Below are 20,592 nucleotides of genomic sequence, written 5' to 3'. Positions count from 1 at the left end.
GCCCGCTCAGGCGACGGATCGTGCGTATTGCTCGGCCCCCACGGTCGGGTAGGCCAGGGCCGGAACCGGATCGCCGGTGCCGCGCAGGATCGGAAATGTCTGAACCAGTGTTTCGCGGGCCCGTTCGGGCACATCCGCCAGACGGTCGGCGCAGACGTGGTAGGTTTCCACTGGCAATCCGCTGGCCATAACGATCTGCGGTGTATCGAAGACCACGTTGTAGAACGTGATCTCTTCGGCCTCCCGATCAAGGCGCGCCCCCTCTGTGAGGTCGGTGAGGGTGCGCGCCTTGAGAAGGCCGCCCTTCGCGTCGATTTCACTCAACAGGTAGGCGGGCACGAGGATCTTATGATCCGGCGCAAGCGTGAGGGGGCGCTGCGGCATCATCGGCCCGACGACGCGAGGGGCGAGGTGGACCGGACAGCGAGACGGATCTGCCTGCATGTCGGCCCGGGTAATTGTTCGGGTCCACACGGCGCGGACCGGCTGAAGACCATTGTCACGGGTTACTACCAGATCGCCGGACCGGATGAACTCCGCCCGGCGGGCACCACAAGGTGTCCGAAGCAAGGCATCGGCGGAAACGCCAGTGACGGCACAATCCGCCAGACGGTCCCCGATCTTGGACATGAAAGTCATTTCCGCGCCCCTTTGAGTCTCCCACGGAAACAGTGCTGCACAGCACCGTGGCAGGATCATGGTCGGAATGCGGTTAACTTAGTTGAATTAAGGCAAAGCTTTGTCAGGAGCTAGGAATCCACACGAATCCGCTTATTGCCGGGGTCGTAGGGGCTGTCTTCGGTGACGATTGCGGGCCAGAGGCGGTCGAACATCTTGACCTCAAGCTCGGTTCCCGGGGTGGCATGATCGGGGGTGACGTAGCCCATGGCGATGGATTTTGCCGCCGCGACGGAGTAGCCGCCCGAGGTGCAGCGCCCGACACGTTCGCCGTTCCTGTAGAGCGCCTCGCGGCCCCAGGGATCGGCATCGTTGGGCCCCGCGATGTGGAGGGTGATGCATTTGCTGCGGAGGCCCGTCGCCTCCATCGCGGCCTTGCCGTGGAAGTTTTTGGTGAGGTCGACGAAGCGGTCGAGGCCCGCCTCGAGCGGAGTGGCGTCGCGGCCAAGTTCGGTGCCGAAGGCGCGGTAGGACTTCTCCTGCCGGAGCCAGTTCTGGGCGCGGGCGCCGACGAGCTTGAGCCCGTGTTTCTCGCCCGCCTCCATCAGCCGGTCGAAGAGGTGGTTCTGCATCTCGATCGGGTGGTGCAGTTCCCAGCCAAGCTCGCCGGTATAGGCGACGCGGATGGCCTTGACGGGGACCATGCCGAGTTCGATGTCGCGGGCCGAAAGCCAGGGGAAGCGCTTGTTCGACAGGGCCCTCTCGGGCTCGGGGTCGCGGATGAGGTCGGCCAGGACATCGCGGGATTTCGGACCGGCGATGGCGAAGACGCCCCATTTGGTGGTCACATCCTCCTCGTTGATGCGGCCAAACTCATCCTCTTTCTCCCAGATCGCCTTGTAGAGATAATCTTCGTCATAGGCGTGGAGGCCGCCTGCGGAGACAAGGTAATAGTCGTTCTCGCCCTGGCGGACGATCGTGTATTCGGTGCGGGTCGTCCCGGCGGTGGAAAGCGCATAGGTCAGGTTGATGCGGCCGACTTTGGGCAGCCGGTTGGTGGTGAACCAGTCGAGGAAGGCCGTCGCGCCGGGGCCGCTGATGCGATGCTTGGCGAAGGCGGTGGCGTCGATCAGGCCGACACCGTTCCGGATCGCCTCGGCCTCGTCCCTTGCGTATTGCCACCAGCCACCGCGGCGGAAGCTGTTCGACGCCATGTCGTCGAAGCCCAAGGGCGCGAAATAATTGGGTCTTTCCCAGCCGTTGACCTGTCCGAACTGGGCGCCGTGGTCCTTCATCCGGTCATAACAGGGGGCCGTGCGGAGTGGCCTTGCGGCAGGGCGTTCCTCGTCCGGCCAGTGGACCTTGAGGAGGAACGGATAGGTCTCTTCGTTCTTCTGGACGGCGTATTCCGAGGTCATCCAGTCGCCGTAGCGCTTGGGGTCGAGGGACCCCATGTCGATCTCGGCTTCGCCTTCGGTCATCAGTTGGGCGAGGTAGTGCCCTGCCCCGCCAGCGGCCGTGATCCCGAAGGAGAAGCCTTCGGCCAGCCACATGTTCTGCAGGCCCGGCGCTGGCCCGAGGAGGGGGTTGCCGTCGGGCGTGTAGCAGATGGGGCCGTTGAAATCGTCTTTCAGACCAACCTCTTCCGTCGACGGGATGCGGTGGATGAAGTCCATGTATTCCTGCTCGATCCGCTCGAGATTCAGCGGGAAGAGATCGGCGCGAAAGCTGTCGGGGACGCTGTAGCGGAAGCGGGCGGGGGCGCCGTCTTCGTAAGGGCCGAGGATCCAGCCGCCGCGTTCCTCGCGGACATACCAGCGGGCGTCGACGTCGCGCAGGACGGGATGCTCTCCGTTGGTCTTGCGCCATTCGACGAGGGCGGGATCGGGTTCGGTGACGATGTATTGATGCTCGACCGGGACGGCGGGCGTCTTGATGCCGAGGAGCCGCGCAGTGCGCTGAGCATGGTTGCCGGTGGCCGTAACCACATGATCCGCATGGACAATCACCTGCTCGTCTGTGGCGATGAGGTTGCCGCCCTTTTCGGCCATCTTGGTGAGCGTGACCTCCCAATGGTCGCCGGCCCAATGGTAGGCATCGGCCTGCCATTTGCGTTCGATCACCGCGCCGTGCTGGCGGGCGCCCTTGGCCATGGCCATCGTGACGTCGGCGGGATTGATGTAGCCGTCGGTCGGGTGGAAGATCGCGCCTTCGAGGTCTTCGGTGCGCACCAGCGGGTAGCGCTCCTTGATTTGCGCAGGCGTCAGCCATTCATAGGGGATGCCCACGGTTTCAGCCGTGGTGGCGTAGAGCATGTATTCATCCATGCGCTCGCGCGATTGGGCCATGCGCAGGTTGCCGACGACCGAGAAGCCGGGGTTGAGGCCCGTCTCTTCCTCCAAGGTCTTGTAAAACTTGATGGAATAGTCGTGGATGTGGCTCGAGGCGTAGCTCATGTTGAAGTAGGGCAAGAGGCCTGCGGCATGCCAGGTAGAGCCGGAGGTCAGCTCGTCGCGTTCGATCAGCATGGTCTCCCAGCCCGCCTTGGCGAGGTGGTAGGCGATGGAGGTGCCGACGGCGCCGCCGCCGATCACGAGCGCTCTGACATGGGTTTTCATCTCGGACTCCTTCACCTGTAACGGGGCGAGCCTAGGACCGTCAGGCGCCCCGCGGCAAGCGGGAGGCGACGGTTTCGCGACGGATGCGACGCAACGCGCGGTGGGGGGCTGCCGGACTGTAACGCAAAGACGGGATGATTCGGGCTGAAATCCTTAAGTCTCAGGGAAAACAGCGTGTCGGCTTTCTGTCGGACATCCGTCGGCTTTTGGTCGGAGGGGATACGTCATCCGGCGCCTGGTTAACGCAACGGACCGCGCGCAACGGCCCTGTTCGTTGACAGGAGGTTAAGGCGCCGGGAGGGCCGCATAGGCGGCGGCCGATGGATGGATCCGGTCCTGTAAGCCGCCGCTTATGTGTCGTGATCGGGGTGCTGGTTCGAGACGACGCCCGCGTTCCAGGCTTCGTCTCCGGCGGCGGCCTCGCCGGTGCGCACAGGCAGATCGGCCAGCATCGCGAAAGCGCGGCGGGTGGCCAAGGCGTTCACCTGCACCTCGGGCATCGCAAGATCGGGGTTATCGAGCGAACCGATGGAGACCTCGAGGAGGCCCTCGCCCTCGTAGGTGAGCGGCGTGCCGCAGTCGGCGCAAAAGCGGCGCCAGTTGCGGTTGGAGCTGTCGAAGCGGGCGGGCGGGCCGCGCGTCCAGACAAGGCCTTCGGTCGTCACCAGAGGGCCGAAGAAAGACCCGAACGCCTTCTGGCACATCCGGCAATGGCAGATGGACGCGCGGCCGAGGCTTTGGGCGCGGTAGCGGATGGCGCCGCACTGGCAGCCGCCGGTGATGGGGGTGGCTGAGATCATGCGACGATCCTAGCGGATGTGGTCGACGATCCAAGTCTCTGAACCGGTGCAATGGGGCATCGCCTGACCCGGAGGGCGTTTCACCGATCCTGCTTCATCCGGCATCACCGGAAGCCCGAAGGCTCCGCGATACGCAATATCGCAAAATCGTCCTCCTGGGGGAGGTCGGGCGACGCCCGGCGGTGCCGCCGGGCACGGCGTTTGGCTCACGTCATACTCTGTCAGGTAACGCCAACGAACGGACACGAGGCCGGATCAGCGACCCTTGGGTCTGTACGCATGAAGGCCCGGTCCCAGCGCTTTGGCTTCGTAGGCTTTGACCACCCTCATCGCTGTTTGCCCGTAGGTCCCAAGGTCTTCTGCGAGTTCAGGAAAGAGTTCGAACAATTCCTGGAGAATCGCGTCGGACATCGCGTCCATCGCCGTATCGCCGGGGAAGAAGGATTCGGTCCAGAGCCCCTCAACCTCGACCAGTTCGTGGCGATCGAAGAAGATGTGGACGTAATCTGCCTGCGTCGCATCCTGATCCACGCAGATGCCTGCCCCGTCAATCAGGAAGCGGGCGGGGATGAGGACGTCGGAGACACCGAAGATGAGCTGTGCGCGGGCGGACCGGGTGGCGATCCGGTGCTGCGGGGAGACGATGACGTCGCGCCTGAGAAGGCCGCACCCGAACGCATCGGCCCGGATGCGAACGGGTCGCAGATGGGGATTGCGCCTCAGATCGTCGGAGCGGAGGCGCCGGCGGCCTACCCAGCGGACGGGCCGGGGCGGCCCTTCAGCGACATTGACCAGATCGCCGGGGTGGAGCGTTTCGATCCTGCGCGGCCCCTCCGGCGTCTCGATCAGTGACCCGGCGGTGAAACAGACGAAGTCCGGGAGGTCTACATAGTCGATCGGATCTGCAACGGTGGCGCCGTTGTTCGTCCCCACGATGATATCGCCAACCTCGACCGAGCCTTCGGTGACGATCATGTATTCACGGGTGCCGAACTGAATCAGCGTGAAGGTGACAGGGGTGCCATCGACCTCACCGGTATAGGTCTCGAAGGTTCCGAGATCGGAGGAGTCGCCCTGAAAATCTGGCAGAGAGCTGACGTCGAATTGCGGGCTTCCGTCACCATCGGGGTCTTCGAGCGTTCCGTCATCGTCTGTGATATCGACGGTGAACGAGTTGATCACCTCGACATCTTCGGTGTCGAAGGGGTCGGCATTGAGTTCGTAAACGACGATGGTGGCCATAGTCGTTTGCCCTCTCTGGCAGGGGTCCCTGCCGGAAGCAGATAATATGCACTGAAGGCTGTCAACTTATGATAGAGATTTGTGCTGCGCCCTTTAGGTCGGCGACACGAGATGCGCAGATTTCAGCCAGTTAGGACGGCATTGCCTGTCTAACTTCAGGTTGAGGTACGTCTGTCGGCGGGTAGCCGGAACCAGCGGTGCAGGCCGGTTCCTGAAATCTGGCTGCCGTCAGGCACCGATGCGAAGGGCCGCTGCCTCGTGCTGCTTCAGGCAGGCCGCGGCAAGCGGGCCGTAGCCGTCGGGGCCGTTTGCGAGTTCGGGGAAGAGCGCGACCAGTTCGTCGCGCGCCGCGCGGTCGACGGCCTTCATCGCCATGTCGCCGGGATAGAAGCTTTCGCAGGGCGCGCCTTCGGCGTCGACGATGCGGTGGCGGTCGAACATGATGTGGCAAAAGGTGATCCGCCCGCCGCTGCGCTGGCTGACGCCGGGCGCACCGAGGAGGTGCTTGGCGGCGACGAGGACGGTGTCTTCGCCGAACATCAGCTGCGCCTGCGACCCGTCGATGGCGACGCGGTGTTCGGGAGAGAGGACGAGTTCGCGGGTATTGCCGATCACGCCGGGGGCGAAGACGATGGGGGCGAAGGCGCCTTCGGCCTCGACTTCAGTGGTGCCGACCCAGGTGACGACAGCGTCGGGATCGTCGCGCGTCCACACACGGTCACCGGTCGAGATGTCTTCGACGGCGCGGGTGCCGCCGGGAACGCGGATCCGGGTGCCGGCGGCAAAGCAGGCAACGAAATCGGTATAGGTGCTGTCGCCCGCGTTATCGCCGCCGACCTTGCGATAGGTCGCGCCGGGCGTGAGGGGGACGGTAGTGCCGAACCCCCACACATCCTGTGTGACACCGCCTTGCGAGAACACGGTGAGTTCGATGACCGGACCGACGAGATTGCCGTTCGCGTCCACCTCCTGGATGAGGATCTGAGATTCACTTTCGACCTGCGTGCCGTTTGCGACGAGGCCCGAGCCGTCGGTGATGACGTGGTTGGCTTCTTCATCATCGTCGAAGATGTCCGGATCGGCACTTGTATCGTCGACGGTGACGACCTGCGGACCGAAGCCGGGGTTGTAGACGAACTCTGTCCCGTTCGGGGTGTCGGAGTTGTTGATGATCCCGTTGCCGACGAGGCCGCCGCTGGAAGATGACGTGACCACCAGGGCATCATTGTCGAAAGCGATGAATGTGCGTGCAACCATAAAGCCGGCCCCCTTGTTACGGGCAGCCCCGGCGATCGTCCCGACCGGTCTGCCAGATCAACATTTACCTGTGAAAGACCTACATGGCCGTCCGGCAGGGTTGCGGCAGGGTTCGGGCGTTTGCGTGCCTTAACCAAATTAATTTCCAATTTTGCCCGGCGTTTCGGGCATGATGCTGCATCGCCGCATCACTTTATCCACCCATGCGAGAGACCTTGTTTATAAGGCTCTCGCATGGGTGGAGGGATGACGAAGACAGCGCTTTGACGGGCGAATCAGGTGCGCGGCGCCTAGCCCAGACGAAGCACCGCCGCTTCGCGCCGTTTCAGGCAGGCGGCGGCGAGCGGGCCGTAGCTGTCGGGGCCGGTCGCAAGCTCGGGGAAGAGCGCGATGAGTTCGGCGCGGGCGGCCTTGTCGACGGCCGTCATCGCCATGTCGCCGGGATAGAAGCTTTCGCAAGGGGCGCCTTCCGCGTCGAGGATGCGATGGCGGTCGAACATAATGTGGCAGTAGGTGATGGTGCCCCCCTCGCGCCGGCTGACGCCGGGCGCGCCGAGGAGGTGCTTGGCGGCGACGAGCACGGTCTCTTCCCCGAACATGAGCTCGGCCTGGGCGCCGTCGATGGCCACGCGGTGTTCGGGGGAGAGGACGAGTTCGCGGGTGTTGCCGAGGGTTCCGGGGGCGAAAACGATGGGGGCGAAGGCGCCTGTCGCCGCGACGGTGGTCGCGCCGGTCCAGGTGACACGGGCGCGGGGGTCGCCGCGCGTCCAGACCGGATCGCCCAGGGCGATATCCTCGACCGGGCGGAGGCCGTGGGGCGTGCGGATCAGCGTTCCCGCGGCGAAGCAGGGGACGAAATCGGTATAGATGCTGTCGCCGATGATATCGTCGCCGACCTTCTCGTAGGTGACGCCGGGCTCGAGCGGGGCGGTGGTGGAGAAGCCCCAGACATCCTGTGTCACGCCGTTCTGAGAGAAAACGATGAGCTGGATCACCGGACCGGTGAGATTGCCGTCGGCATCGACGGCCTGGATTAGGATGACGGATTCGCTTTCAACCTGAGTTCCGTCCTCGACCAGCCCGGCGCCGTCGGTGATGACGTGGTTCTCTCCATCGTCGTCTTCGAAGACGTCCGGATCGCCGCCGGTATCCTCAAGCGTGACGAGCTGCGATCCGAAGCCGCCCTGGAACACGAAGCGCGTCCCATCGGGCGTGTCGGACGCATTGATGATGTTGCTGTCGAGGATGTCGGGGTTGGTCGAGGACGTGACGACAAGGGCTTCGCTGTCGATCGCGAAGAAGGAACGGCTTACCATTTGAACGCTCTTTTGTTTCTGTCATGGTGAGGCCGCCATCGGTGCTAGGGGAAAGCGGGGCGTGCCTCAAGCCGTGTGAATGGCGATTCCGGCGGGTTGACCGTGGTAATTTTCCGTTTGAGCATTTGAACTTAGCCACAATCCGGTCGCGGCATCTTCGGGCCGGGCCGCCCCCGTGGTTGTGGCGCCCCCGGCGGCGCCGTAGGAAGAGGCGTCGGACATGGGTCAGGGGGGCCGCACTTGCAGGTCTGCACGAGGATCGCGGGGTTCCGGGCGGAGATCGCCCGCTACAGGGCGGCGGGCGAGAGCGTGGGCCTGGTGACCACGATGGGCGCGCTGCATAACGGGCATCTGGCGCTGGTGGCGGCGGCGAAGGCGGACCACGACCGGGTGGTCACGACGATCTTCGTGAACCCCACGCAATTCGGTGAGGCGAAGGATCTGGAGACCTATCCGCGCGACGACGCCGGCGATCTGGAGAAGTTCGAGCGGGCGGGGGTCGATGCGGTCCTGATGCCGTCGGTCGAGGAGATCTATCCGGAGGGCGACGAGACGATCGTCGAGACGGTGCGGCTGGCCAATGTGCTGCACGGCAAGGTGCGGCCCGGGCATTTCCGGGGGGTGGCGACGGTTGTGACCAAACTATTCAATATCGCTCAGCCCGATGCCGCCTATTTCGGCGAGAAGGACTGGCAGCAGCTGCAGGTGATCAAGCGGATGGTGCGGGATCTGCATATGCCGGTGCGGGTCGTCGGGGTGCCGACGGTGCGGGAGGCCGACGGGCTTGCCATGTCATCGCGCAACGTGCGGCTGGGGAAAGAGGACCGGGCGGCGGCGGCGGTGCTGTCGCGGGGGCTGGACCGGGCGGGGGAGGTCGCGGCGCGCAAGGGCTCGATCTCGCAGATGGAGAGCGCTGTGCGCGGGGCGGTGAACGGGGAGCCGCGGGCGAAGCTGCGGGCCATCGATATCGTCGACGTCGCGACGCTGGAACCTGCAACCGGCGCCTTCGACCGGCCTGTCGCAATTCTGCTGTCGGCCGATCTGGGCGGCGTTCTATTGATCGATCAGAGGGAGTTCAGTCCATGAGCAAGGAAAGCGTGATCCGCCGGGTGACGGCGCCGCAGATTGCCGCGCGCAAGGGAGGTGAGCCGATCGTCTCGCTGACCTCCTATCACGCGCATACGGCGGCGATCGTGGAGAAATACGCGGATTTCATCCTGGTCGGCGACAGCCTGGGCATGGTGATGCACGGGATGGAGAATACGCTGGGCGTGTCGATCGAGCTGATGATCGTGCATGGCAAGGCGGTGGTGCGCGGCACGAAGCGGGCGCTGATCGTGGTGGATATGCCGTTCGGATCCTACGAGGAGAGCCCGGAGGTCGCCTTTCGCAATGCCGCGCGGATCATGAAGGAGACGCAGTGCGGGGCGGTGAAGCTGGAAGGCGGGGTGAGCATGGCCGAGACGATCCGGTTCCTGACGGAACGCGGGATCCCGGTGATGGGCCATACCGGGCTGACGCCGCAATCGACGCATGTGATGGGCGGGTTCAAGACGCAGGGACGGGACGAGGAGCAGTGGCCTGATCTGATCGCCGATGCCAAGGCGGTGGAAGAGGCCGGTGCCTTCGCCGTGGTGCTGGAAGGGCTGGTCGAGCCGCTGGCGCGCAAGATCACCGGGGAGATCTCTATTCCGACCATTGGCATCGGCGCCTCGGCCGCCTGCGACGGGCAGATCCTGGTGCTGGAGGACATGCTGGGCCTCGGCGACTGGGCACCGAAATTCGTGAAGGTCTACGGCAAGTTGGGCCCGATGATCGAGGAGGCGGTGAAGACCTACGCCGAAGAGGTGAAGGACCGGAGCTTTCCGGGAGAAGATCAGGTGTATCGGTAAGGCCATCGCGACACGCCGGCCAGATGTCTGGCCCGGCGGCACCGGCGGGCCGCGGCCTCCCCCCGGGAGGGCGCGACCCTCACAGCACAGCGCCCAAAGGTAAGCATTCCCCTACTGGACCTTTCATTCGCGATGCGCGAATTTCCAACCCATTGGGACAGAACGGGATTTCGATGGGACGGATCAAGCTGGCGGAGGCGGCGGCGCTGGTCGATGCCTCTTATTCCATTGGCCGGTGCGATATTCTGAAGGACCGGCTTGCGCGCGACCCGCTGGATCATTGGGACGTGCAGGCGGTGCTGATCGACGACGGCACGCTGCTGATCCCCGGCAGCAATCACTACCGGGATTACATCAAGTTCAACCTGGGCCATTTCCGGTTCGGCGACGGCAAGTACCGGATGAGCGATCTGGCCCGCCAGCAGGACGGGTCGGGGGCGCTTTGGCACCGGGGGTTCTTTGCCCATGCGAAGGTGATCCACGACTGGCTGGGAGATCGGCCGCCGAAGCGGATCATCGGGCATTCGCTGGGGGCGGCCTCGGCCCAGATCCTGTCGCAGAAATGGAAGGTGCCGACGCTGTGCTTCGCCTCGCCCCGGCCGCATTACGGGCACCACCCGCTGGTTGACGAGCGCTGGACGATGAACATCTGCCGGGACGGGGATCCGGTGATCGGCTTTCCCGGCAAGTTCCGCCATGTGGGCGCGGTGACCATGCTGAAATCGGGGATGCGCGGCTTTGCCCTGCGCCACGCGATGCCCCATTACCGGCGGCTGCTTCTGGAGCACGCGGCCAACCCGAAGCTGCCCGTCCACTGGCCGAAGGGTGAGGGAAACCTGACTGGTGCGGGAGCGAAGGCCGCGTAGACTGACCTTGCGTAATGAGTGGGGTGTTTCATGAGGAAGATGACGCTGAAGGCGGCGGCGGAACTGGCCGCGGCCTCTTACGATCCAGAGAACGCGGCGGCGACGCGGGGGCGGATCAGGGTCACGCACGACAAGGACGACGTGCAGGCCTATCTGCTGGATGATGGGGTGCTGCTGATCCCGGGGAGCAACTCGCTGGCCGATTACACCAAGTATAATCTGCGGATGCTGCGGCTGTTCCGGCAGAAGACCCAGGTCCATATCCCGGGGACCGAGCCGGGGGCGAGCGGGGCGATCTGGCATCAGGGGTTTCTGGCCCATGCACGGTCGATCTACGACAGGTTCAACGACCGGCGACCGGAGTTCATCATCGGCCATTCGCTGGGCGGCGCCTCGGCCCAGATCCTGTCGATGAGCTGGGACGTGCCGGCCGTGGCCTTTGCCGCGCCGCGGCCTTTGCGCAGCGCGGTGCCCGTGCCGAACGAAGGCAAGTGCCTGACGGTCTGCGACAGCCGAGACTGGGTGACGGACCTGCCGCCCGGGCGGTTCCGGCATCTGCGACTGGCGCAGCGGCTGAACCTGTCGGGCGGCTACGCGTTCCAACATCCGATGAAGCACTACAAGATGCTGATCGATCCCGGCGTGCGGGCGCGGGTTCTGCCGATGGTGTGGCCGGTGATCGGCTGAGGTTGCCTCAGCAGGTGTGCGGCTCGACCGGGGCGGACGGGTTCCTCGCCCGCCGGACCGCGGCGAGGCCGGCGGCGTGCGCTGCCGCCTCCATCCCTTCGGCATCGGCGAGGTAGGCGGCGGCGAAGCCGTCCATCCCAAGGCGGCGGTACTGGATCGTGTGGCAGACCTCGTGCGCCCAGAGATAGAGCGTCGTCTCGTCCCCCGGCGGGTTGCCGAACACGATGACATGGCCCGCGACGACCGCGTGGTTCGCCGTGCCGCCCGCATCGAGCTGGGCGCCGTTGATCAGCGCGGGCAGCGTCGCCGGGCTGCGATCGACGATGAAGCGGACGGGGTCGAGATCGGCCGCGGTGTAGTAGAGGGTAAGTTTGCCGCGGATGTTGGACGGGATCGGGTCGGCCTCTGCCGCGTAGGTGTCGCGGGCCTGGGTGAGGGCGGCGGTCAGCGCGGAGGCGAAGTAGCTTGAGACGTCGATCTGCGGGGATGGCCGGGCGACGGGCCGAGTATCTGCAGGCTCCCCCAAGAGCGGGGTGGCGAGACAAAGGGCGAGAAGGGCGGCGCGACGGGGCATGGGCAGTCGGGTGCTTGTGACATCGCCAAGATAGGCGGGTTTCGGGCAGCGGAGAAGTGTGTGGTGCATGAACCCGGTGTGGGTCGTATCAGCGCACCAGCCAATCCTGGACCACCTGATAGAGAGGCATGGACCGGACACCGCCCACCTCTTTGATATGGGTCGCGACGCCGGAGAGGAACATGGCGCCAACGGCGACGTAGAAGGCGCCAACGAAGACATGACCCGTCAGGTCTGTCGATGCCCGGCGGGGATCGCGTGAATCATACGCGACCTTGATCGGACGGCCCTCCATAGCCCTGACGCTGCCTGGTGTATGCCGTCGCCAGAACGGTGACGGCGCCATCTCACGGAATTCGACCGGGCCTTGCGGCGTCTCGAACCGGATCGTCAGGTGGGCCTCCGCCTCTTCGTCGTAGCGATGCAGCGCCTTCAGGCGCGTCGCCACGATCGTTCCGGTTGCGGTTGCCTTGTGAAAGAGGATGTTCCGGACGCGCAGCAGCTTGAGAAGGCCGGCCGTCACGCCTGCGACGCCGATCGCGATGGCCAGTGCCGCGTAGAGCGCATCTGCGTTCAACGGTTGCATCCCATGTTCCGTCTCCGACGCATTGTTTCTCGATCAGGCTTGTGTCCGGAATATGACGGGGAGCGCCTCTCACAACATCCCCGGCACGACTTGATCTGGCGGCCGGTGGCCGTCGTCGAAGGTCTTGATGTTGAGGAGGACTTTTTCGCCCATCTCCAGACGCCCCTCCTCGGTCGCGGAGCCCATATGGGGCAGCAGGACCACGTTGCGGAGTTCGCGGAGGCGGGGGTTGATGTCGGTGCCGTGCTCGTAGACGTCGAGGCCGGCGCCGGCGATCTCTCCGGCGCGGAGCATGCGCGTCAGGGCGTTTTCATCCACGACCTCGCCGCGTGAGGTGTTCACGAGGACGGCCTGGGGCTTCATCAGCTTCAGACGCCGGGCGTTCATCAGGTGGAAGGTCGACGGGGTGTGCGGGCAATTGACCGAGAGGACGTCGACGCGGGCGATCATCTGGTCGAGGCTGTCCCAATAGGTCGCCTCGAGCTCTTCCTCGATCTCGGGGCGGAGGCGTTTGCGGTTGTGGTAGTGGATCTGCATCCCGAAGGCGCGGGCCCTGCGGGCGACGGCCTGGCCGATGCGGCCCATGCCGAGAATGCCCAAGCGGCGCCCGCCGACGCGGCCGCCGAGGAAGGCGTTGGGCGCCCACCCCTCCCACTCGCCCTTTTGCATGACGGCGAGGCCTTCGGGGATGCGGCGGGTGACGGCGAGGATCAGCGCCATCGTCATGTCTGCCGTATCCTCGGTCAGCACGCCGGGGGTGTTGGAGACGAGGATGCCGCGCTGGCGGGCGGTGGCGACATCGATATGGTCGACCCCGGCCCCGTAATTGGCGATGAGCTTCAGCCGGTCGCCGATGGCGGCAAGGAAGGGCGCGTCGATCTCGTCGGTGATCGTGGGGACGAGGACGTCGGCGTCGCGGGTGGCGGCGATCATCTCGTCCCGGGTCATGGGGGTGTCGTCGGGGCGGAGTTTCGCATCGAAGAGTTCGGACAGCCGGGTTTCGACCCGTTCGAGCAACCGTCGCGTGACGACAACAGTGAGGCGCTTGCCGGGCATGTCCGCTCTCCCTTCGAGGTTCCATCGCGCGTCGGTCTCTGGCAGTGTGGGGGAACGGTGAGAGGGGCACAAGACCCCCCGCCGATGAGGAAGAGCAGGCAGATGATGCGTTGGATTCTCTTGGTTTTGTGCCTTGCCGGGGCCGCAAGCGCGCAGGAGCGCGGGCCGGTCACGAACCTGCCCCTGCCGCGGTATGTGTCGCTGAAGGCAGCAGAGGGGAACGTGCGGCGCGGGCCGTCGCTGAGCCACCGGATCGACTGGGTGTTCAAGCGGCGGGACATGCCGCTGGAGATCACGGCGGAGCATGGTCACTGGCGGCGGGTGCAGGACCGGGACGGCCAGGGCGGGTGGATGCATTATTCGCTGCTGTCGGGGACGCGGACCGTGCTGGTCGAGGACGAGGTAGTGCTGCGGGCGCGGCCGGATGCGGCGGCGCTGGAGACGGTCAAGCTGGAGGCGGGCGTGGTGGCGCGGCTGGGCGAATGTTCGGTCGAGTGGTGCCGGTTGCGGGCCGGCGGCTATCGCGGCTGGGCGCGCAAGGACGGGCTGTGGGGGGTCGCGGCGGACGAGGTGCGGGAATAGCGGCGGGGGGCGCCGCGGATCGGATCCCATTGGTCGTGGCTTATGCGTCGCATTGGGGCCTGCCGGCCGAATCACCCGCAAAATAAGGTTAATCCTGTATTTTGGGGGTGCGGCATCGCGTCGGCATCTGGTCAGCATTCCGTCGGACATTCGTCGGTCGGATCCCGGTCGTTAACGGAGCGACCGGCGATTTTGGCGCGCAACGGGTCGAAACAATTCAGGGTGTGATCGGGAATTGTCGTGCGTGCCATTTTGGGCAGAGCGGCCGAGATTTCTTCCGGCAGGTTCCTGAGCGCCGGGCGGGCGCCTGACCGGGGGCTGGCGCTGCGACGGTTGAACGGTGCGCTTTATGGTTGCCAAGCTCGTCCCACAGAAGGGGCGGGCAGTGCTCCGTCCCCAAAGCGCCAGACCGTCGGGCCGGTCAGGCGCTCGCCCGGCGCGGCGGTGCCGCTTGTCCCGGGCGGGATGGTCCCCTTGGCATGCGCCAGCCCTCAACGAGCAAAAATGTACGCTCTGCCCGGCAGTGCGCCTAATCAGGGTCGCGTGGAGTGAACTTAAACGCCGTCCGTTCTCCAACAGAACAGACATGCTCCAACATCTCTTTCTCACACGCGCCAAACCGCCTGAAATTCGCTCGTCCCTCGCGAAGGGTGATGCCGTGGTTCGGCCCGGACGGCAGGTCCAGCTTGTCGAGGTCCTGCCCATCGTCCTCCCAGAAGCACACCGGACAAATCAGGTAATTCCCACGCTCCGGCAAGGTCACGTAGTCGCAACACGGGCACTGGTGCCTCGAGGTGTGGTCCTCCGGCTCGTACCAGGTCCAATCGTTTTCATTGCCCGTCATCAGGCGGGGCCTAGCACGCGAGACGCAAGCCGGGTCAGCGGCGATCCGCGGGCCGGCGCGGCGGGAATTGGCGCTTGAGATGTAAGTCCGGAGTCAAACTTGCAGAACCTATCGACGTGCCACCCTGCTATTGACCCTTCTGGTTTTTAGGACCGTGCTTTCCGCATGATCGCAGCTCTCGATGCGGATCGTGGGATCGAGCAAAGACGCGTCTTAGAGAACTCAACGTCTTGCCGTGGTCAGTTGTGACTTCGATAGAGCAGACCAATTCCTTCGGGGAGTTTGCCCGAACGAATATGGCTCCATTCTGAACTCGGCTAAGGGAGATTTTTCTCGATCTGAGATGTCGACGCAAAGCGCCCCGATAATACTCTGCAGTCTCAGGGAACGGGCTTTCTTCGTTTTCTTCCCCAACCAACGGAAAGCGCAGTTGCTCGTCAGTTGATGATTGAAGAAAGCTTTGGAACTTTCCGAGCGCCCAATAACCATCCAGATCATTGTATCTGCTTACGAAGCTATCAAGAAGATCAGCGCATATACCTTGCAACTCATTCCGTCGTGCCATTCGGGCCTCCATGAACAGCGGAGTTGGCAAAACTCGGGTGAGCATTGCCCCGGCACGTTTGAGCGCAGGAATCGAAGCTAGACGGATTTATAGCAGAGGACAAGTCTGTCCGTGTCGCATGGAGGGGCGCCAGCCACTGAGCGCAACAGAAATCGGACGCGCGCCTGCCCGTGGGGTGGCGCTGCCAACGGTTGGGCTGCGCGCTTTTATGGTGCCGCGTTCATCTTCCCTCGATGCTCAGGACTTGCGACACCAAAGCACCAGCCCGTCGGGGCGGGCAGGCGCTCGTCCGGCGGCCCGTTGGGCCTTGATTCCGGACTTATGTGCCCCGCAACCGGTGTTTCACCGGGACGTGGGACCAGAGGCGGCGCGAATTCGGGCAGGTCGGTCAAAACCTCGCTATCCGCGCGTGAGACCGGCGCGGGCGACTTTGGGCCTACTGGACAGGCTCGGCTCGGGCGGGCAGGCTTGTGCTCCTGTTTGACGAAGGAGGACCCACCGATGCGCCCCGCGGCCATCGCGACTGCTGCGTTTCTTGCTGCGCTGGCCCCGGCCGGCGTCTCGGGCAGCTGCGCGGAGGATGCGATGATCGTCTTCGATGGATCGGGCTCGATGTCGGAGATGGGGTTCAACCTGCTGGACGAACCGCGGATCGCCGAAGCGCGGCGGGCCATGCATCGGGCCATTCCGCAGGTGGCGCCGCACCGGCGGATCGGCCTGATGGTCTATGGCCCGGGGGATCAGGGGGCGTGCCGGAACATCGACGTGGTCTTTCCGCCGCGGGACGATGCGGGGCTGGACATCCTCGACACGCTGGACCGGCTGGAGCCGTCGGGGGACACGCCGCTGACCGCGTCGGTCTTCGGGGCGGCGGAGGTTCTGGATTATCAGAACCAGCCCGGCGTCGTCGTTCTGGTGACGGACGGGAACGAGAATTGCGGCGGCGCGCCCTGCGAACTGGCGAGCCTGTTGCGGACGGAAGGGATGGCGCTGACGGTGCATGTGATCGGCTTCAAGGTGCGGGGCGGGCATTTCAGCTGGACCCATTCGAACGGGGCGGATTTCACGCGGTCCGAGATCGTGGCGAGCTGCCTCGCGGATCTGACGGGTGGGGTTTACGTGCATACCGAGACGGTCGACGAGCTGGTCGAGGCGCTGCAGCAGACGCTGGGGTGTCCTCTGTTCGGGCAGGCCAGCCGCGGTCGTGCGACCCGGTTCAACTGATCGCCGCGCATGACCTTGGACACCCATCCGCGCGTTTTCGGCTACGGCTCTCTCGTCAACACGGCGACGCATGCTTACGAGGATGCGCGGCCTGCTGTACTGCCCGGCTGGCGGCGGGAATGGCGGTCGACCGCGATCCGCGAGGTGGCGTATCTGTCGGCCTATCCCGATCCGGACGGAGCGATCGAGGGGCTGACGGCGGCGGTGCCGGGCCGGGACTGGGCGGCGCTGGATGCGCGGGAGCGGGCCTATAGGCGCCACGACGTGACCGACCGGATCGCGGCGGGGGCTGCGCCGGTTTCGGTTTACAGCGTGGAGGACGGGGCGCTGGACGGGACGCGGCATCCGATCCTTTTGAGCTATCTCGATACGGTCGTGCAGGGGTATCTGCGGGTTTTCGGGGAGGACGGCGCGCGGCGGTTCTTCGACACGACCGACGGGTGGGAGGCGGCGGTGCTGGATGACCGGCTGGCGCCGATCTATCCGCGGGCGCAGGCGCTGAAGGCGCGGGAGCGGGCCTTTGTCGATACCTGCCTGGCGGCGCAGCCGGTCGCGGTGATCGGGCCGAGGTGAGCCGCTAGGCGGCGAGGCCGGTCTGGGCGGTCAGCCAGGCGAGCGCGGCGTAGCGGCCGGTCTTGGCGATGCTGACCAGCAGCAGGAAGACCCAGAGGCGCGTGCGCATGATGCCCGCGACCACGGTGAAGCCGTCGCCGAAGGGGGCCCAGGACAGCAGCAGCGTCCAGACGCCCCAGCGCGCGTACCAGTCCTGGGCGCGCTGCAGCTGCCGGTCGCTGACGGGAAACCAGCGCGAGCCGCGAAAGCGTTCGATCCCCGCGCCCATGACATAGTTCACGACCGAGCCGAGGATATTGCCGACCGAGGCGACGAGCAGGATCAGCCAAAGCGCGATGCGACCGTCGATCTGCATCGCGGCGAAGACGATCTCGGACTGGAAGGGCAGGATCGTCGCCGCGCCGAAGGCGGCGGCGAACAGACCTGCAAGTGCGGCGATCTCCCCCATCCGGGCTCAAGGCGCTGGGATGGGGGCCGGTTCCGTGGCGGTCAATCGCTGTCTGCGGTGGCTTCGGCCTGCGGTGATGGCTCTGGCCGCGGTTCGCGCGGTTCGCGGGGCGGGCGGCCGACGACCTCGCGCAGTTCGTCGAGTTCGATGAAGTTGTCGGCCTGGCGGCGCAGATCGTCGGCGATCATGGGCGGCTGGGAGCGGATGGTCGAGACGACCGAGACCCGAACGCCCTTGCGCTGCAGCGACTCGACCAGAGGCCGGAAATCGCCATCGCCCGAGAAGAGCACGATGTGATCCACGTGGGGGGCCAGTTCCATGGCATCGACCGTCAGTTCGATATCCATGTTGCCCTTGACCTTACGCCGGCCCTGGCTGTCGGTGTATTCCTTGGCCGGTTTCGTCACCATGGTGAAGCCGTTGTAGTGCAGCCAGTCGACCAGGGGCCGGATCGGCGAGTACTCGTCATTTTCCAGAAGCGCGGTGTAGTAGAAAGCCCGCAGCAGCTTTCCCCGGCGCATGAATTCCTGACGGAGCAGTTTGTAATCGATATCGAACCCGAGGGCCTTGGCTGCCGCATAAAGGTTCGAACCATCGATGAAGAGCGCCAAGCGCTCGTCCCGATAAAACATCTGAAATATCCTCTCACCGGGCACCGCCTGAGTGGTGGTGGTTGACAATGAAAGTGCGATGCCCGTTTGGGTTTGTGGAGGAAACGGATTCATGACGCAAGCCCGCGATACAGCGACCCGCCGTCAGTCGGCCTTGATCTGCCTAGGGTCGAATTTGCCGGTGGGCGAGGCGGGGCCGGAAAAAATCGTTCAAAATGCGGTTGCTGAGATCGGGCGGGTGGTCGGAGTTGTCGTAGGGGAAAGCCGCCTTTTCACAACCCCGTGTTGGCCGCCGGGGGCGGGGCCGGACTATGTGAACGCGGCTGTGCGGTGCGAGACGGGGCTGGCGGCGGGCGACGTTCTGGCGGCGTTGCACGGCATCGAGGCGGCGCAGGGCCGGACGCGGCGGGCCCGGTGGGAGGCGCGGGTGCTGGACCTCGACCTGATCGCTTTGGGCGATCTGGTCTGCCCGGATGCGGAGACGCAGAGCCGCTGGCGCGACCTGCCGGTGGAGGAGCAGGCGAAGGTTGCTCCGGACGGGTTGGTGCTGCCGCATCCCCGAATGGCGGAGCGGGCCTTCGTGCTGGTGCCTCTGGCGGAGGTGGCGCCGGACTGGCGGCATCCTCTGACGGGGCAGAGCGTGCTGGAGATGCTGGACGCCCTGCCGGAGGCGGCGCGGGGGGAGATCCGGGCGCTGTAGGTCAGCCGACCGGTCCGCAGACCGGGCAGTCGGGGCGGCGCTTGACCTTGATGCGGCGGGTTTCGCCCCAGAGGGCGTCGTAGATCAGCATTTCTCCCCTGAGGGTCTGGCCGGCATCGGTGAGGAGCTTCACCGCCTCGACGGCCATCATCGCGCCGAGAACGCCGGGAAGGGGGCCGAGGACGCCCGCCTCGGCGCAGGTCGGCACCAGCGTCGGGTCGGGGCGGTCGGGGAAGAGACAGGTGTAGCAGGGCGCGCCGTTCGCGGGATCGTAGACGCTGATCTGACCCTCCCACTGGGTGAGGGCGGCGCTGATCAGGGGCTTTCCGGCGACCACGGCGGCGGCATTGGCGACCTCGCGGGTGGCGAAGTCATCGGTGCCTTCGAGGATCAGGTCGTACTCGGCCACGAGGTCATCCGCGATCTCTTCGGTGAAGGCGCGATTGTAGGGTTTGACGGTGATGAAGGGGTTCTGCGCGGTGAGCGTGTCGGCGGCGGAGAAGACCTTGGCTTTGCCGATGGCGGCGTCGCGGTGGATCGTCTGGCGCTGGAGGTTGGAGCTTTCCACGATGTCGCCGTCGATCACACCGATCGTGCCGATCCCCGCGGAGGCGAGATATTGCAGCGCGGGGGAGCCGAGGCCTCCGGCGCCGATCACCAGGACGCTGGCCCGTTTGATCGCGACCTGGCCGGGGCCGCCGATTTCACGCAAAGCGATGTGGCGGGCGTAGCGGTTGAGCTCGATCTCGGTCAGCGGGCCTTGGGGGATCGGCGCGGGCGCGCGGGGGTCGGGCAGGGTTTCTGTCTGGTTGGCGCGGGCGCGGAGATTTCCGAGAAGCTGGCGGTAGAGATAGACGAGCCCGCCAAAGGCGAGCAGCAGCAGCCAGAGCGCGGGCGAGCTGCCGGTGGCCTGGCGGAGGGGATGGCCTTCGGGCAGGGCGATCTGGATCGCGAGGACGGCGACGATGAGCAGGCCGAGCATCGTCCAGCGGGCCTGTTTCGGCGTGCCCATCGCGGCGCCGATGCCCCAGATGACGGCGGCCATGAGGAAGACGACGATCATGCGGTGCCGGTGGAGCCGAAGCCCCCTGCCCCACGGTCGGTGTCGTCCAGATTGTCGGCGATCCTGTAGGCGGCGGTCAGAACGGGGGCCGCGACCATCTGGGCGATGCGGGCGCCGTGGTCGATGGTGAAGCTGTGGGAGCCCTGGTTCATCAGGATGACGCCCAGGGGGCCGCGATAGTCGCTGTCGATGGTGCCGGGGCTGTTCGGCAGCGTGATCCCGTGGCGCAGGGCGAGGCCGGAGCGGGGGCGGATCTGAACCTCGTATCCTTCGGGGATGGCGAGGCGGAGACCGGTGGGGATCAGCGCCCGTTCACCGGGGTCGAGGGTGATCCCGGTGTCTCGCGAGGCGGGCGGCAGGTTGGCGCGCAGGTCGGCACCGGCTGCGCCTGCGGTGGCGTAGGCGGGGAGCGGGATGGTGCGGTCGGCATCCTCGGTCCAGGCGGTTGCGATCTCGATCATGGGGGGCAA

Annotated in this window: 22 protein-coding genes; 8 read left to right on the top strand and 14 right to left on the bottom strand. The window is 65.5% G+C overall.

Going from position 1 to position 20,592, the window contains the following annotated elements; all coding sequences use genetic code 11:
* Positions 1-6: 6 nt before the first annotated feature.
* The 6 genes from AADZ90_RS05730 to AADZ90_RS05705 all read right to left on the bottom strand — a co-directional run bounded on the left by AADZ90_RS05730 (position 7) and on the right by AADZ90_RS05705 (position 7,851).
* Entirely contained in the window at positions 7-639 is a 633-nt protein-coding gene (locus AADZ90_RS05730; RefSeq protein WP_367308703.1) for a Hint domain-containing protein, read from the bottom strand.
* 110 nt (positions 640-749) lie between these two features.
* Positions 750-3,236, bottom strand: coding sequence for a GcvT family protein (locus AADZ90_RS05725; protein WP_367308704.1), 2,487 nt, complete (start codon positions 3,234-3,236; stop codon positions 750-752).
* Between the two features lie 350 nt (positions 3,237-3,586).
* Positions 3,587-4,036, bottom strand: coding sequence for a GFA family protein (locus AADZ90_RS05720; protein ID WP_367308705.1), 450 nt, complete (start codon positions 4,034-4,036; stop codon positions 3,587-3,589).
* A gap of 255 nt (positions 4,037-4,291) precedes the next feature.
* A complete protein-coding gene (locus AADZ90_RS05715; protein ID WP_367308706.1) occupies positions 4,292-5,278 on the bottom strand; it encodes a Hint domain-containing protein in 987 nt (328 codons plus the stop codon).
* 228 nt (positions 5,279-5,506) lie between these two features.
* Positions 5,507-6,535, bottom strand: coding sequence for a Hint domain-containing protein (locus AADZ90_RS05710; RefSeq protein WP_367308707.1), 1,029 nt, complete (start codon positions 6,533-6,535; stop codon positions 5,507-5,509).
* Between the two features lie 290 nt (positions 6,536-6,825).
* Positions 6,826-7,851 (bottom strand): Hint domain-containing protein, encoded by a 1,026-nt coding sequence (locus tag AADZ90_RS05705; protein WP_367308708.1) that lies wholly within the window; start codon positions 7,849-7,851, stop codon positions 6,826-6,828.
* 240 nt (positions 7,852-8,091) lie between these two features.
* Here AADZ90_RS05705 and panC point away from each other — a divergent pair, with 240 nt between their 5' ends.
* From panC to AADZ90_RS05685, 4 genes are all read left to right on the top strand, one after another.
* Positions 8,092-8,937 (top strand): pantoate--beta-alanine ligase, encoded by an 846-nt coding sequence (panC, locus tag AADZ90_RS05700; protein WP_367308709.1) that lies wholly within the window; start codon positions 8,092-8,094, stop codon positions 8,935-8,937.
* Positions 8,934-9,743, top strand: coding sequence for a 3-methyl-2-oxobutanoate hydroxymethyltransferase (panB, locus tag AADZ90_RS05695; RefSeq protein WP_367308710.1), 810 nt, complete (start codon positions 8,934-8,936; stop codon positions 9,741-9,743). The genes panC and panB overlap by 4 nt, the downstream gene beginning before the upstream one ends.
* Before the next feature lie 173 nt (positions 9,744-9,916).
* Complete coding sequence (locus AADZ90_RS05690; RefSeq protein ID WP_367308711.1) at positions 9,917-10,609, top strand: alpha/beta hydrolase family protein; 693 nt, start codon at positions 9,917-9,919, stop codon at positions 10,607-10,609.
* Between the two features lie 30 nt (positions 10,610-10,639).
* On the top strand, positions 10,640-11,296 hold the full coding sequence (locus tag AADZ90_RS05685) for an alpha/beta hydrolase family protein (protein WP_367308712.1): 657 nt from the start codon (positions 10,640-10,642) through the stop codon (positions 11,294-11,296).
* 7 nt (positions 11,297-11,303) lie between these two features.
* Here AADZ90_RS05685 and AADZ90_RS05680 read toward each other — a convergent pair whose 3' ends face one another.
* From AADZ90_RS05680 to AADZ90_RS05670, 3 genes are all read right to left on the bottom strand, one after another.
* A complete protein-coding gene (locus AADZ90_RS05680) occupies positions 11,304-11,870 on the bottom strand; it encodes an eCIS core domain-containing protein (protein ID WP_367308713.1) in 567 nt (188 codons plus the stop codon).
* An 88-nt stretch (positions 11,871-11,958) separates the two neighbouring features.
* Positions 11,959-12,456, bottom strand: a complete 498-nt coding sequence (locus AADZ90_RS05675) for a DUF3592 domain-containing protein (protein WP_367308714.1) — start codon at positions 12,454-12,456, stop codon at positions 11,959-11,961.
* Between the two features lie 69 nt (positions 12,457-12,525).
* On the bottom strand, positions 12,526-13,512 hold the full coding sequence (locus tag AADZ90_RS05670; RefSeq protein WP_367308715.1) for a 2-hydroxyacid dehydrogenase: 987 nt from the start codon (positions 13,510-13,512) through the stop codon (positions 12,526-12,528).
* Positions 13,513-13,614: 102 nt separating this feature from the next.
* On the opposite strand from AADZ90_RS05670, the gene AADZ90_RS05665 reads away from it, so the two are divergent.
* Positions 13,615-14,094, top strand: a complete 480-nt coding sequence (locus AADZ90_RS05665) for an SH3 domain-containing protein (protein ID WP_411996950.1) — start codon at positions 13,615-13,617, stop codon at positions 14,092-14,094.
* 529 nt (positions 14,095-14,623) lie between these two features.
* Here the strand turns inward: AADZ90_RS05665 and AADZ90_RS05660 are convergent.
* Entirely contained in the window at positions 14,624-14,938 is a 315-nt protein-coding gene (locus AADZ90_RS05660) for a CPCC family cysteine-rich protein (RefSeq protein WP_367308717.1), read from the bottom strand.
* 1,066 nt (positions 14,939-16,004) lie between these two features.
* On the opposite strand from AADZ90_RS05660, the gene AADZ90_RS05655 reads away from it, so the two are divergent.
* Positions 16,005-16,727 (top strand): vWA domain-containing protein, encoded by a 723-nt coding sequence (locus tag AADZ90_RS05655; RefSeq protein WP_367308718.1) that lies wholly within the window; start codon positions 16,005-16,007, stop codon positions 16,725-16,727.
* 9 nt (positions 16,728-16,736) lie between these two features.
* A complete protein-coding gene (locus AADZ90_RS05650; RefSeq protein WP_367308719.1) occupies positions 16,737-17,300 on the top strand; it encodes a gamma-glutamylcyclotransferase family protein in 564 nt (187 codons plus the stop codon).
* 4 nt (positions 17,301-17,304) lie between these two features.
* Here the strand turns inward: AADZ90_RS05650 and AADZ90_RS05645 are convergent, their stop codons facing one another.
* Positions 17,305-17,748 carry a YqaA family protein gene (locus tag AADZ90_RS05645; protein WP_367308720.1) on the bottom strand — a complete coding sequence of 148 codons (444 nt, stop codon included), beginning with the start codon at positions 17,746-17,748 and terminating at the stop codon, positions 17,305-17,307.
* A 41-nt stretch (positions 17,749-17,789) separates the two neighbouring features.
* Positions 17,790-18,380 (bottom strand): LabA-like NYN domain-containing protein, encoded by a 591-nt coding sequence (locus AADZ90_RS05640; RefSeq protein WP_367308721.1) that lies wholly within the window; start codon positions 18,378-18,380, stop codon positions 17,790-17,792.
* A gap of 91 nt (positions 18,381-18,471) precedes the next feature.
* On the opposite strand from AADZ90_RS05640, the gene folK reads away from it, so the two are divergent.
* Positions 18,472-19,059 carry a 2-amino-4-hydroxy-6-hydroxymethyldihydropteridine diphosphokinase gene (folK, locus tag AADZ90_RS05635; RefSeq protein WP_367308722.1) on the top strand — a complete coding sequence of 196 codons (588 nt, stop codon included), beginning with the start codon at positions 18,472-18,474 and terminating at the stop codon, positions 19,057-19,059.
* 1 nt (position 19,060) lies between these two features.
* Here the strand turns inward: folK and AADZ90_RS05630 are convergent, their stop codons facing one another.
* On the bottom strand, positions 19,061-20,122 hold the full coding sequence (locus AADZ90_RS05630; RefSeq protein WP_367308723.1) for a HesA/MoeB/ThiF family protein: 1,062 nt from the start codon (positions 20,120-20,122) through the stop codon (positions 19,061-19,063).
* The gene (gene dut / locus AADZ90_RS05625; RefSeq protein WP_367308725.1) at positions 20,119-20,583 is read right to left on the bottom strand and encodes a dUTP diphosphatase; all 465 of its coding nucleotides are present in this window, start codon (positions 20,581-20,583) and stop codon (positions 20,119-20,121) included. The genes AADZ90_RS05630 and dut overlap by 4 nt, the downstream gene beginning before the upstream one ends.
* Between the last annotated feature and the right edge of the window lie 9 nt (positions 20,584-20,592).

Source organism: Aestuariibius violaceus (genome assembly GCF_040779325.2).
Taxonomy (GTDB): domain Bacteria; phylum Pseudomonadota; class Alphaproteobacteria; order Rhodobacterales; family Rhodobacteraceae; genus Aestuariibius; species Aestuariibius violaceus.
Note: the sequence above shows the minus strand (reverse complement) of the source record. Positions and strands in the feature narration are given on the sequence as shown.

Excerpts from the sequence above, each read along its gene's own strand:
- AADZ90_RS05730 (WP_367308703.1), bottom strand. The coding sequence starts at position 639 with ATGACTTTCATGTCCAAGATCGGGGACCGTCTGGCGGATTGTGCCGTC.
- AADZ90_RS05725 (WP_367308704.1), bottom strand. The coding sequence starts at position 3,236 with ATGAAAACCCATGTCAGAGCGCTCGTGATCGGCGGCGGCGCCGTCGGC.
- AADZ90_RS05720 (WP_367308705.1), bottom strand. The coding sequence starts at position 4,036 with ATGATCTCAGCCACCCCCATCACCGGCGGCTGCCAGTGCGGCGCCATC.
- AADZ90_RS05715 (WP_367308706.1), bottom strand. The coding sequence starts at position 5,278 with ATGGCCACCATCGTCGTTTACGAACTCAATGCCGACCCCTTCGACACC.
- AADZ90_RS05710 (WP_367308707.1), bottom strand. The coding sequence starts at position 6,535 with ATGGTTGCACGCACATTCATCGCTTTCGACAATGATGCCCTGGTGGTC.
- AADZ90_RS05705 (WP_367308708.1), bottom strand. The coding sequence starts at position 7,851 with ATGGTAAGCCGTTCCTTCTTCGCGATCGACAGCGAAGCCCTTGTCGTC.
- panB (WP_367308710.1), top strand. The coding sequence starts at position 8,934 with ATGAGCAAGGAAAGCGTGATCCGCCGGGTGACGGCGCCGCAGATTGCC.
- AADZ90_RS05690 (WP_367308711.1), top strand. The coding sequence starts at position 9,917 with ATGGGACGGATCAAGCTGGCGGAGGCGGCGGCGCTGGTCGATGCCTCT.
- AADZ90_RS05685 (WP_367308712.1), top strand. The coding sequence starts at position 10,640 with ATGAGGAAGATGACGCTGAAGGCGGCGGCGGAACTGGCCGCGGCCTCT.
- AADZ90_RS05680 (WP_367308713.1), bottom strand. The coding sequence starts at position 11,870 with ATGCCCCGTCGCGCCGCCCTTCTCGCCCTTTGTCTCGCCACCCCGCTC.
- AADZ90_RS05675 (WP_367308714.1), bottom strand. The coding sequence starts at position 12,456 with ATGCAACCGTTGAACGCAGATGCGCTCTACGCGGCACTGGCCATCGCG.
- AADZ90_RS05670 (WP_367308715.1), bottom strand. The coding sequence starts at position 13,512 with ATGCCCGGCAAGCGCCTCACTGTTGTCGTCACGCGACGGTTGCTCGAA.
- AADZ90_RS05665 (WP_411996950.1), top strand. The coding sequence starts at position 13,615 with ATGATGCGTTGGATTCTCTTGGTTTTGTGCCTTGCCGGGGCCGCAAGC.
- AADZ90_RS05660 (WP_367308717.1), bottom strand. The coding sequence starts at position 14,938 with ATGACGGGCAATGAAAACGATTGGACCTGGTACGAGCCGGAGGACCAC.
- AADZ90_RS05655 (WP_367308718.1), top strand. The coding sequence starts at position 16,005 with ATGCGCCCCGCGGCCATCGCGACTGCTGCGTTTCTTGCTGCGCTGGCC.
- AADZ90_RS05650 (WP_367308719.1), top strand. The coding sequence starts at position 16,737 with ATGACCTTGGACACCCATCCGCGCGTTTTCGGCTACGGCTCTCTCGTC.
- AADZ90_RS05645 (WP_367308720.1), bottom strand. The coding sequence starts at position 17,748 with ATGGGGGAGATCGCCGCACTTGCAGGTCTGTTCGCCGCCGCCTTCGGC.
- AADZ90_RS05640 (WP_367308721.1), bottom strand. The coding sequence starts at position 18,380 with ATGTTTTATCGGGACGAGCGCTTGGCGCTCTTCATCGATGGTTCGAAC.
- folK (WP_367308722.1), top strand. The coding sequence starts at position 18,472 with ATGACGCAAGCCCGCGATACAGCGACCCGCCGTCAGTCGGCCTTGATC.
- AADZ90_RS05630 (WP_367308723.1), bottom strand. The coding sequence starts at position 20,122 with ATGATCGTCGTCTTCCTCATGGCCGCCGTCATCTGGGGCATCGGCGCC.
- dut (WP_367308725.1), bottom strand. The coding sequence starts at position 20,583 with ATGATCGAGATCGCAACCGCCTGGACCGAGGATGCCGACCGCACCATC.